The organism is Paenibacillus sp. B46(2026) (assembly GCF_056786355.1).
This window is the reverse complement of record NZ_CM165907.1, coordinates 3,677,450-3,688,870: the sequence shown is the minus strand read 5'-3', so window position 1 is coordinate 3,688,870 and position 11,421 is coordinate 3,677,450. Positions and strand designations below refer to the sequence as shown.

General features: G+C 41.7%; 13 protein-coding genes. 5 read left to right on the top strand and 8 right to left on the bottom strand.

The window, feature by feature from the left end:
* Window positions 1-137: 137 nt before the first annotated feature.
* From AC1S8V_RS16395 to AC1S8V_RS16370, 6 genes are all read right to left on the bottom strand, one after another.
* A complete protein-coding gene (locus tag AC1S8V_RS16395; RefSeq protein WP_482069929.1) occupies window positions 138-392 on the bottom strand; it encodes a hypothetical protein in 255 nt (84 codons plus the stop codon).
* A 582-nt stretch (window positions 393-974) separates the two neighbouring features.
* Entirely contained in the window at window positions 975-1,118 is a 144-nt protein-coding gene (locus AC1S8V_RS16390) for a hypothetical protein (RefSeq protein WP_482069928.1), read from the bottom strand.
* Between the two features lie 281 nt (window positions 1,119-1,399).
* On the bottom strand, window positions 1,400-2,374 hold the full coding sequence (locus AC1S8V_RS16385) for a phosphotransferase enzyme family protein (protein WP_482069927.1): 975 nt from the start codon (window positions 2,372-2,374) through the stop codon (window positions 1,400-1,402).
* Between the two features lie 125 nt (window positions 2,375-2,499).
* Window positions 2,500-2,766 carry a CD3324 family protein gene (locus AC1S8V_RS16380; protein ID WP_482069926.1) on the bottom strand — a complete coding sequence of 89 codons (267 nt, stop codon included), beginning with the start codon at window positions 2,764-2,766 and terminating at the stop codon, window positions 2,500-2,502.
* Window positions 2,767-3,706: 940 nt separating this feature from the next.
* Entirely contained in the window at window positions 3,707-4,096 is a 390-nt protein-coding gene (locus AC1S8V_RS16375; RefSeq protein ID WP_482069925.1) for an MFS transporter, read from the bottom strand.
* 147 nt (window positions 4,097-4,243) lie between these two features.
* Window positions 4,244-4,705 (bottom strand): hypothetical protein, encoded by a 462-nt coding sequence (locus tag AC1S8V_RS16370; RefSeq protein WP_482069924.1) that lies wholly within the window; start codon window positions 4,703-4,705, stop codon window positions 4,244-4,246.
* 335 nt (window positions 4,706-5,040) lie between these two features.
* On the opposite strand from AC1S8V_RS16370, the gene AC1S8V_RS16365 reads away from it, so the two are divergent.
* The 4 genes from AC1S8V_RS16365 (at window position 5,041) to AC1S8V_RS16350 (ending at window position 8,188) form a co-directional block, all read left to right on the top strand.
* A complete protein-coding gene (locus AC1S8V_RS16365; protein ID WP_482069923.1) occupies window positions 5,041-6,192 on the top strand; it encodes a glycosyltransferase family 2 protein in 1,152 nt (383 codons plus the stop codon).
* Window positions 6,193-6,593: 401 nt separating this feature from the next.
* Window positions 6,594-6,890, top strand: a complete 297-nt coding sequence (locus AC1S8V_RS16360; protein WP_482069922.1) for a DDE-type integrase/transposase/recombinase — start codon at window positions 6,594-6,596, stop codon at window positions 6,888-6,890.
* Window positions 6,891-6,995: 105 nt separating this feature from the next.
* Window positions 6,996-7,313 carry a transposase gene (locus AC1S8V_RS16355; protein ID WP_482069921.1) on the top strand — a complete coding sequence of 106 codons (318 nt, stop codon included), beginning with the start codon at window positions 6,996-6,998 and terminating at the stop codon, window positions 7,311-7,313.
* An 11-nt stretch (window positions 7,314-7,324) separates the two neighbouring features.
* Entirely contained in the window at window positions 7,325-8,188 is an 864-nt protein-coding gene (locus AC1S8V_RS16350; protein ID WP_482069920.1) for an IS3 family transposase, read from the top strand.
* Window positions 8,189-8,797: 609 nt separating this feature from the next.
* Here AC1S8V_RS16350 and AC1S8V_RS16345 read toward each other — a convergent pair.
* Window positions 8,798-9,649 carry an aldo/keto reductase gene (locus AC1S8V_RS16345; protein WP_482069919.1) on the bottom strand — a complete coding sequence of 284 codons (852 nt, stop codon included), beginning with the start codon at window positions 9,647-9,649 and terminating at the stop codon, window positions 8,798-8,800.
* A 248-nt stretch (window positions 9,650-9,897) separates the two neighbouring features.
* Window positions 9,898-10,659, bottom strand: a complete 762-nt coding sequence (locus AC1S8V_RS16340; RefSeq protein ID WP_482069918.1) for an SDR family oxidoreductase — start codon at window positions 10,657-10,659, stop codon at window positions 9,898-9,900.
* Window positions 10,660-10,894: 235 nt separating this feature from the next.
* Between AC1S8V_RS16340 and AC1S8V_RS16335 the strand changes: the two genes are divergently transcribed.
* Window positions 10,895-11,305: a TetR/AcrR family transcriptional regulator gene (locus tag AC1S8V_RS16335; protein ID WP_482069917.1), complete on the top strand. Its 411-nt coding sequence runs from the start codon at window positions 10,895-10,897 to the stop codon at window positions 11,303-11,305.
* Window positions 11,306-11,421: the final 116 nt, after the last annotated feature.

The following is an 11,421-nucleotide window of genomic DNA, read 5'->3' as shown; positions in this document are numbered from 1 at the left end:
GTCTAAGTAAGATGCTATACGTGATATATAAGCCTCAAACTCACAACGTAAAGGCACATCTTCGCACTGAATTACTTCAATCATTGCATCATATGCTTTACTTTCCACCAAGTTAGATAATTCCCTTTGGATAAAGCTTAACCGATTCGTTCTGTTGTATTATTAATATGCGATTTACTCATATCAAAGCCAAGTACTTCGGCAATCACAGGATCTACTTGTGCTAGGATACCTGGCCCACTTTTAAGACTATATCTTACTCTGTATTGTTTCACAAAAATGGGAATCTTGGACGAGCGAATAAACGGGGGGATTTTCATGAGCATTGGAGGATAAACTGGCACACAACATTGATCAGGACTTTTTTCACTTCCACATAAACAAATTTCCATAAGAACGCTCCTTCATGTACAGGTTCAACTAAAAATGTATAATGCTTTATAGCAAATTGTTATCTTTGATTTGGATGATAAGTTTCTTCCGAATTAAAAAGCTACATAATTATCAACTTTCAACAGAGCTTTGTTTCTCCCGTTAACCGTGGGTCAGTTTCCCCTTAATTATTTAAACATTGTTATGAATTATGGAATTAAATGAAATTGTAAGTGGGTGTGCTTAATGTTTAGATATGCATCTAATCGGTAATCGGTTTATGTTCTTGTCCATTCCGGTAATCGGTACAAGTTCTTGTCTTTTGCTCGGGACAAGAACTTGTACCGATAAAATAAAAAAGCCGCTAAAATAGCGACTTCAATGGGTATATGTTCTTGTCCCTCGACATTTGATTAATTATACATCTCAGATAAAAAAATTATCATTGGGAGTTTATCTCATATTTCAGTGCTGCCGCATACATACCTTCGCTCTTATATCATTCTAGGGACATTATGCCCCATAGACAGATTTTTATACAATAGTATTTGATAATCATCTTCTTCTGGCTTGAGGGACACGAATCTGCATGTAAGTAACCATTATTCTGCCCGCTCACTTGCTTTCAAGCGGTCACGCAGAATTTTATCCCAGCGCGCTTCTGAATCTTCTTCGTTAGGGTCATAATCAATTGAAGGATCACTTTCTTTGTGATATTCTTCATCCTGATCGCTAGTGGCATCCAATGAAACCTCCGTTTCAAACGGATCGTTGTATCCGTCTCCACCTGCTGCCTCATATTCGTCTCCTTCTAATGGATCATCTCTATTACAGAAATAAATTTGATACCTTGAGTCGGGTCAGCTTTGCTCTTCTCTTCCTGTTTAAAATAAGAACGTCAAAGTACCTTACTTTCATGCATTTATGTCTGAAGGCGTGTTCATATATATATCAAATATATGCTTCAACAACAAGTTTAAAGGCCATCCTTTGTGGGATGGCCCTTCCTTTTCTAGTATCGTTCCCGTTAACACAAAAAGTCCATATCAATATAGGGAGTGTTATTTAACAAATTTTCATAGTAGAAGCGTCGGGCTTGCTCATCCCATTCGCTCCAATCAGGAGCGTTAAAATCTCTGCTTCTATAGAACGCGGCTAAAACTCTAGCTTGCCTTAAATTAATAAATAATGGGATTTTGTTTAACCAACCTTGACTCACAGTATTTTCCTTACAATAGCCGTTTAAGAAGTTGCAATAGAAACGCTTTGCAATCTCCTTTCTTACATCTCCAGACACAACCCACGGAATAGGGATTTCATAGAATAATGGAGTAGCAATATCAGAAACAAACCAGCTATATTCCGCATCATCATAATCAATAATAAAGGCATTGTCCCCACCATTAAGATAATTGCCAGGGCTGATATCCCCATGAATAAGACCGTACGTATCTTTTTCCTTGGCTAGAGCGCTAACTTCAGTAATTAAACGATCAAAGTTATCGTGTAATTCTAACGGACAATACTTCTTAAATGAGGCTAATAGGGCATTATCATTCCATTCATAGCGTGAATGTTGGGACGAATAATGAAGTGAAAACTTATGTATTTTCCCGACCATTTGACCGATATTCCCATAAAACGTATTGCTCTCCTCGGCTATTACTGCATTTTTGCCGGGTGCTTTCTCAAAAGCTGTCACAACAAAGGACTCGTCAATGATATGAATAAGATCCCCTGATAAAGACTGAATGGGCCTCGCTACTTTCATTCCGCAATCAGCCAGGAACATGATAAAATCTAGTTCCGCTCTTGTTAATAATTCATTTCGATGTGTGACATGGGCAATTCTTAAAATAACTTTTCGATCTCCAACTACCCCGGAATAAACGAAATTTTGAAATCCATTTAATTCGAAAATTGAGTCTTCACGTATTCCAAAACATTGTGCGGACTGTCTCAATATATCTTGTGTGTATAGTAGTTTAATCTTTTTATCCATATAACCTCTCCCCTTTATTTTCATGGTAACAAAAGGTGCTGATTGAAAATATACTGAATTTGATTCAGAATCAAATTCTACACAAAAAGCCACATCAGAAAGCACGATGTGACTTACAAGTGAATCTATTTTCTAGAGTAAATGATTTTCTTAATGCTTTCGTAGGGAAGACCGAATTCATTCGAGAGTTCATCGATCGACTTTCCATTGAAATATGTTTGACGGATCGTTTCGTTTCTTAGACTTAGCTGTTCTCTACTCCCCGATTTTTCTCCCCATTTTTTGTGCAATTTTTCAGGGGTCGGGACATACACCATGCGGCCGTGAATGTACTTCTGAATTTCTTTTAGCAACTCTTCCGGAAAGATATTGTCTGCATTTACATATTTCATGATAGCTCTGCTCCTTAAAGTTTTTTTAAAATTTAAGGGAGCAAAGTCATTCTATAAACAGTAACCATCATACCAGAGATGATTCAGCGGTTAAATTTCGTTCGTTCTTGCTCCATACAAACAACCGCCGTTGTTTATAGAACAGACTTTGCATGGAGCAGATTGTGGATTTTCCCATCAGTTGAAACCCTCCCTCCCAAAATTATAAATGTAACGCATTCCCAAATATTTGTGATTACTAGTTCTCGACTATTTCCGGCACCGCACAAATACCCCGATAACTCAAAACCGGTTCAGGGGAACTTTGGGACATATACTATATTCGTGACCTAGAACTACGCCCCCTTCTTCGAGGGGTTATTTTCTTTTTCAGGAGGTAGGTAGATTGAGAATCATCAAAACGAAGCAGTACATTGTCATTTTGCATCATGCGGATCTGCCCTTTTCCAACACGCCCAGCAGCTTCTGATGAAGACTGATCAATATAAGAGGCAAATGCCGCTCGTCTCGATGAACGTATGCAGGCCACGCACTAAGCTTTCCCAAATTACATGTCAATCACTGCCGGTGACATCAATATACAAAGAGATCGAATTGGTTGTAGAACAAGTTCTAATCCTTACTCAGGATAAGAATTTGCTTTCTACATATTAGAAGCTGCTTTAAATTGAGATTATATTTAGTTCACCATCTAATCCGCAATGACACAATGTTCTTGTCCTTTTCGGCAATGGTACTATGTTCTTGTCCTCAGCCTGGGACAAGAACTTGGTTCCTTAAAACAAAAAAGCCGCTAAATTAGCGACTTTGAATGGAACAATGTTCTTGTCCCTCGACAAAACCTCAGAAAGGCCAGCCTATTGGCTGGCCTTAAAACGACAAAGACGAAAAATCCCTTCATTAACAGATTTAGACCTTAGGGTCTCTTCTTTTCTCCAAATCATTTAAAATTTGAACATATTGTTTGTCCAGCGAGAAGTTGAGTAGAAGAATAGCTATAAGAATATATAACAATCAGAATATAAATGTTAAAACCAATGATCATTTGTATGGCTGAGTGACCTTGTTCAGCTGCGCCTTCCCTGTAGTTCCCCCATGCCAACATCCAACCAAGTAAGGCAGTTCCGATCACAGTACCAATCTTCTGTTCAAAGCTATTGATACTATTCGTGTGACCTACAATACGCTGTCCGTATTTCCATTCCCCGTACTCATCGTATCTGTTATCAGTGGCATGAGTACAATCATTAGCGGAACGATACCAAAGGATTGCAAAATCGATCCAACAAGACCGAGAGGAGAGTCTTAGACGGCCGCTGCTGTTGTCCAATTATCGTTTCCCGTTAGTTTAGTCAAGGATGCTACGAAAAAACTATATATATCGATTTTCATATTCAGATTACTGCCCAATTGAAGGATTTAATGAAAAAAATTACTGAACATTCCCACTCCTCAATCGTTTCCGGTTTCTCCAGCTTCAGCTCATCAAGCCAATCCTGACGGATGAACGTGCCGCCGAAGGTCTTGTATTCCCCCAGACGCAGATGCGTATCGCATAGATATCCCCACTGTCGGCTTTTAACTGTTTGGCAACCTCGGGATTCTCCTCTAGGATCTTTTTCAAATTGGGAGCGTATTCATCAATGAGTTCGTTAAATCGAATGATGATACCATCATTGAATAGCTTGGCGTAATCTCCATTTACAAACATTGCATCAGGCAGCTGACTCGAGGCAATCATGACATTGAACTGTTCGGTCTCGGCACCCATAGTGGGATGCTGGAATTCGATTTTGGTATTGGTTTTCTTTTCCCATTCCTTAATCGTTACTACCGTTATCTCCTGAACACCTGCAAGAGCAGTAATGCCCATCATCAGGCAGATTCCAATTGTCAGTCGTTTTCTCCATGACCGTTTCATCGCCTCACGTCGCCCCATTTAATTCGTATCATTGAAAAGCAACTTTGTCATCGCTCCTCATAAAATTACCGCTTGCTCGTTATAATGGCTATCCTTCATTATTGCCCTATATATCCAAAATTTGATATTCCCTTGCGCAGCACAGAATTTGCACATCCATGCAAGAGATCAGGATCCCCTTTCCAGATTGAACGGTAAGCAAAAGAAGGAGATCGATCAAGCCCGTTTCCGAAATCATAGGGTGTTTGACCAGTCGCTGCTACATATATGGAATAAACTAATATCACTTCTTACTTGAACGTGTTCGATCTTTTTCATAAGGAGCGTCCAACAACGTGAAGGAGGAAACAGGAATGGCAATTCGCTACAGCGTCATTATTCCAACCTATAATCGGGCCCATCAGTTATCGCTTACACTGGCAGCCCTTGAGACACAAACCTATCCGAAGCACCTTTTCGAAGTCATCGTAGCTGATGATGGTTCCACTGATGGAACGAAAGAACAGGTCCAGGCATTCCAGTCTTCATATTCTTTGACCTACGTATCCCAAACGGAGCAACGTGGCAGGTCAGCGATTCGGAATTTGGGGCTTCGGCATGCCAAAGGTCTGTATATTATCTTCTGTGATGCTGACTTTCTGGCATTACCCGAATTTATCCGAACAGTGCGTCAATATCATCGTAAAAATCCCAGAGCCGTCGTTTCGGGTTTTCCGCATTCTTTTGCCGATGCTTATACCCACTACTATCCAGACTTCTCGCCATCAGAAAAAGAACATTGCTGTTCGATCCTTACCCCTTCAAACTTATGGCATCCTGATTTTGATGCAGCGAATGAAATTATTCCACTGGTCACAACGGAAGATATCATTCATCAGACAGATGCATTGTCCAAAGTGATTTTCCCAACCAAAATACCGCCTGGTGTCAGCAAGCAATTTGCCAGCACCGATGTTGCTCCCTGGATGTTGCTTGTTACTCGGTGTGTATCCATCCGGCGTAACCTATTGAATCGGGTCGGTGGTTTCAATGAACGGTTTGTACTCTATGGGCTTGAAGACTGGGATCTGGGCTACAGGCTGCATCGTTTGAAAGTGCCCTTCTACTGTATGAAAGAGGTCGTAGGTTATCATCAGGAACATCCCACTCATTTCCGAGGGGAAGTGCTCAATACAGAGAATCTGAAAATCATGCTCGAAACCTATGGATTCAATGATTCCGCACTCAATTTATTCTGCGTTGTACCACCATCAGCTGACCTCGAAACCTACAAAAAAACGCTGCGAATCTTGCGCAGAGGCTTCCGGTCCAGAACAACACGTTCTTCCGCACGATTGTTAAAAAAAACATTACGGATTGCCGCCAAACACTTCGTGCTTCAAACAGATGTGGAAGCATATAAAAAATCTCTCGCAAGAATACAGAGAAAAGCAAAAGGCAGAAAAAGTCGGGTGGCTCGCGTTTTACAGGATATGGCGCAGAGGTCTGAAAAACTGGTGGAGTAGTTAGCTGTATCAATAACTTCGCCCATACTACTCCTGCTCCAATTGCATTCACTTTTTAATACAACAAAAAGCCCCCTATCTACATCTTTGTGGTATTATCCCCTTTAGACACTTAAAAAAACTTTCATGTTATCATGGGGGTCAAGTGACACTTCGAGGGGATATTTTTATGTCGAAAAAAGGGCAAACATTTCAGACGTATACCGAAGAATTTAAATTGAATACAGTTAATCATATGTCGAAGGTTCTTTAAGTTACAAGGTGATTGCTGAGCGCGAGGGGATTCGAAACTGTTCACAACTGAAAGTGTGGGTGAAAAAGTGGAAAAACGGGGAAGCGTTCGATGAGCGAAAAAACAGTATCCCGAATCCACTGAAGGGACGTCCCCGTGAGAACAGTTTGTGTATCTGTTAGTCATTCAGGATTTGTATATTAACGAGATTGTAGCTTGGCATCTTTCCGAACGAAATGATCTCGCTTTGGTTCATGAAACGCTGGATAGACTCAATCAGCACACGGATCTGAGTGGCGTAATCCTACACTCGGATCCAGGATTTCAATACACCACGAAGCCATTTAACCGTAAACTGGAACAACTCGGCATGCTAGGAAGTCATCTCCAGGTGTGGGGATTGCATGGACAATGCCTGTATCCAGTCTTTCTTCTCTCATTTAAAGACCGAGATAATAATACTTGAATGAGGCAGCAAACAAAGCGGAGGATGAGCAGCAAGTGCAGCTAGAATAAAAAGTGGACACCCGTTAACGGACAGAAGGATAATAAGACTAACGGAGGTGTCCACATGGGAGAACAACGGCAACGGTACAACGAAGAATTTAAAAAGCAAACGGTCAAGTTTATTCAAGAACAGACGAAGACACTCAGTGATCTGGCAGAAGAGCTCAACATCCCGAAAAGTACGTTACATCAATGGATGAGCCAATATCGTGAGCTCAAAAACGAGCCAGTAGCCAGTATGGATCGAGTAAGGGAACTCGAAACAGAGCTGAAAGAGATGCGTCGTATGCTCCAAGAGAAAGAACATAAACTTGCCGATACGGAAGAGGAACTGGCCATTGTAAAAAAAGCGGTGCACATCTTCAGCAAACCAAAGAACTAAGATTTCTGTTTGTGAAAAACCATCGCTCCGAGTTTCCCTTGGAGAAGATGTGCGAAACCCTGCAAGTCTCACGGAGCGGATATTACAAATGGCGGATGAACAAAACAAGCACACAACAGATTCGGAAAGCCCAGATCATGAAGCGAATTCGGTACCATTTTTTTGACCATAACATGCGATATGGCAGTCCCAAAATAACCCGCTTGCTCCATCTGGAAGGTTTTAGGATCACTGCACGCACGGTGAGTGTATACATGCGCCAAATGAAGCTCCGCTCCGTCGTTAGTCGGACGTATCGTGTCCAGACCACCGACTCCAGGCATAGCCATCCGATTGCGCCCAACACGCTGAATCAACAGTTTAAAACGCTCAAACCTAACACCGTATGGGTTACCGACATCACTTACATTCCATGCCGAGGAGGGCGTTTGTATCTCGCAAGTGTCCTGGATTTGTGTACGCGTGAAATTGTGGGCTGGCGTCTGTACAACCACATGGAAACCAGCTTAGTGCTGGATGCATTGAAGTCTGCTTACACCGCCAAACGACCTGGTCAGGGATTGCTGCATCACTCGGATCGCGGGTCTCAATACACCTCGAAAGAGTATGTGGAGCAATTGAAGGCTTACGGTATGGAATCCAGCATGAGCCGCCGGGGAAACTGCTACGATAACGCCTGTATCGAGTCTTGGCACAGCATTTTGAAAAAGGAACTCATTTACTGTAACCCCCGCTTCAAAACACCGGAAGAGGCCTATACAGCCATCTACCAATACATTGAATTCTATTACAACCGCAAGCGAATGCATGGCGCGCTGGGGTACCTTTCCCCTGTCCGCTTTGCGAAGCAATTTACGAAAAAATCCGTAGCGTAAGTGTCTACTTTCTTGACAGAGGTCCAGTTTGGCATGCTCATTAATAATATAACACAAGTTCTCGAGTTGTTTTGCTGGTAATGTTGACAAGCTATTAGCTGGTATAGCTTAATGAAGCAGATATTATATTATAATTACCTATTTGTCTAATCGACTATGACACGATGTCCTTATCCTCAGTTCGGGAAATAAGCTTGGTTCCTTAAATAAAACGCTATTTACGCGACGTTTTATGTTCTTTGCTTTTGTCCCGCGACATAATTTCCAGCCTTGAAACAATTTAGATACTTACCTAATCGGGAATGACACAATGTTTTTGTCCTTTTCGGCAATGGTACAATGTTCTTGTCCTCAACAAGGGACAAGAACTTAGTTCCTTAAAACAAAAAAACCGCTAAATAAGCGACTTCAATGGGACCATGTTCTTGTCCCTCGACAGCTGATATTATTTTACGTTAAAACCCCTTGATTTATTAGAGGTTTCTTGGTTGGCGACTTTATGTCATTCTACAATAGAATTCGATGTTCAAGTAAAGAAAGGACAGGGGCACCCTGTCCTTTCTAATAGATGAGGATAAACGCGTGATGAGTTTACTGTTGGATCAAGGATTACAGCTCGACTCTCGAGGTGCCCAGCATCTTGGCAGATTTCGGATCGTGGAAGGATAAGAATAAACTCTCCCGCGTATCAAGGGTGGAGATTTGTTCGATATCGTCTGCACTCAATTCGAAATCGAAAATGTCGATGTTTTCGATGATCCGCTCTTTTCTCACCGATTTTGGAATTACAACGACTTCACGCTGAACAAGCCAGCGCAGCACGACCTGGGCGACGGACTTGTTGTGTTTTTCTGCGATGGAAGCCAGTACTTCGTTGCCGAACATGTTGCCCAGTCCTTCAGCGAACGGCGCCCACGACTGGTGCTGCACTCTCTGCTCTTTCATAAAAGCGGCGTTCTCAGTCTGCTGGTAGAACGGGTGCGTTTCGATCTGGTTGACTGCGGGCACAATTTCGTTATGCACGATGAGGTCCATCAGACGGTCGGGCAGGAAGTTGCTGACACCGATCGCCTTGATCTTGCCTTCGCGGTACAGGTCTTCCATCGCACGCCAAGCGCCGTAGTAATCGCCGAACGGCAGGTGAATAAGGTATAGATCGAGATAGTCGAGCTGCAGCTTTTTCAAAGATTTGGCAAACGCCAGCTTGGCACTCTCGTAACCGGCATCCTGAACCCAAAGCTTGGTCGTGATGAACAGCTCTGCGCGTGGTACGCCGCTACGCTTGATCGCGCGTCCTACTGCTTCCTCGTTGAGATAACCAGCCGCGGTGTCGATCAGGCGATAACCAGCCATCAGCGCTTCATATACGGCGTTCTCGCATTCTTCAGCATCCGGCACTTGAAAGACACCAAAGCCGATGATCGGCATTTTCACACCATTGTTCAATGTTACGGTTTGCATTGTAATTCCTCCCAGTGTTTAACTGTATAAAAGGCAAACGGCGCGTATCCCTGGAACCGGGCACTGAAGCAGGGAGTCCACTTACGTCCGATTTGCATTATAATAAGCCTACCGCCTTCGTGTTACACGAATTCAAGGGTCATTGCTGTTCTGCATTGACTCTCTCCCAACGATATTTTTATTTGCTATAGACTTTAAATGAGGCATAGCTTGGTAACAATGGAACCGATAGTCATAGATGGATGAAATTAATGGTCTGTTGGCGCTTGGCTCGCCATATCGTTAAGTTGGGTTACAAAAGCTCCTTCATTCGGACCTTGATGATCACGAATCATTTTCGCTTGTTCCACGAGAACCTCTTCAGCATCCGTACCGAGTAATCTTATTGTTTCTTCAATGAATGCTTCAAGTGGCATCGCATGCGGATTGTTACTAATATCTCCCATGAGTTCCGTTTGAACCCCAGGTGGTATGATTTCTAATACTTTTACTGTTGTATCTTTAAACAAATAACGTTGTGATAAGGTATAGGAATGGAGCGCTGCTTTGGTCGCCGAATACACCGCAGTCGCTGCGTACGGAATAAACCCGACTGAAGAAGTCGTATTAATGATCACAGCTTCTTCTTTAGACTTCAAATGTTCAATTAATGAAGACGTCATTCGAATTGGTCCAAGCAAGTTTGTTGAGACCGTTGAAACCAGAATCTCTTCGTCAATCACACCCGCAGCCTCATCGAAAAGCATGATGCCGGCGTTATTAAATAAGACATTCAAATCAGGAAAGTCCTGAATAAGTTGCTTAGCGGTTGCCTCAATACTGGAAAGATCCTGTATGTCCAGTTCAACTGCAGACATTCCGGGATTAGCACTAATCACTTCCTCCAGACGTTCTTTTCTTCTACCCGAGATGATTACTTTGTTTCCAAGGTTGTGTAGAGCTTCTGCCAATGCACGTCCAATTCCTGAACCGCCACCTGTAATGAAGATCGTGTTTCCTGTAAGTTTCATTTTAAATCCCTCCAATATTTGGTTATAATTATTTTGAAATTGTATTACATTGTTCGATGAAATCGGTATTAACTATTAATCTTGCACTTTAAGGTTTCAAAATGGACTAACCACCTTCTAAGCAGTATACTATTACAACAATAGTTGCTTTAGTAGTTCAATTGTATCCGGAACATCATTGAGGAACAACCAACAATGCGGGCCATTTGTTGGTTTAAAAAAAGGAGTTAGATCCATGGGACTTAAAGTAAGAAATATTCGTACAACTCGAACAAGAGAATCCATTTTTGAGTCACTTTTTGAACTGATGGAAGAAAAAGATTTTGATAAAATAACAATACAAAATTTAACGGAACGGGCCCAAATCAATCGGGCAACTTTCTATGCTCATTTCCAAGATAAATATGAATTGTTGGATGAGATTATAAAAAAATCAGCGGAAGAACTTATTCAACAACATACTAATGGTGTGTGTACTTTTACAAAAGATAATATGATGCAATTAGTATTCGCAGCATTTGAGTATCATCAACAAGTCAAAAAGAAATGTCGCCGTAACTATAACAGAATTATTCCTCTACTCTCTTCAAAATGTCAATGCACTAAAGCATTATTTGAATCTTTGTATACAGGAAATATCCTCTGATGAACGTACTTTGTACGTACAAATCTATGCCAACATGATTAATGAAGCAGTTACTTTGCATACTGCTGAACAAATTAAACTAACAGAACAAAGTATAGCAGAGCATATTGTTCAAA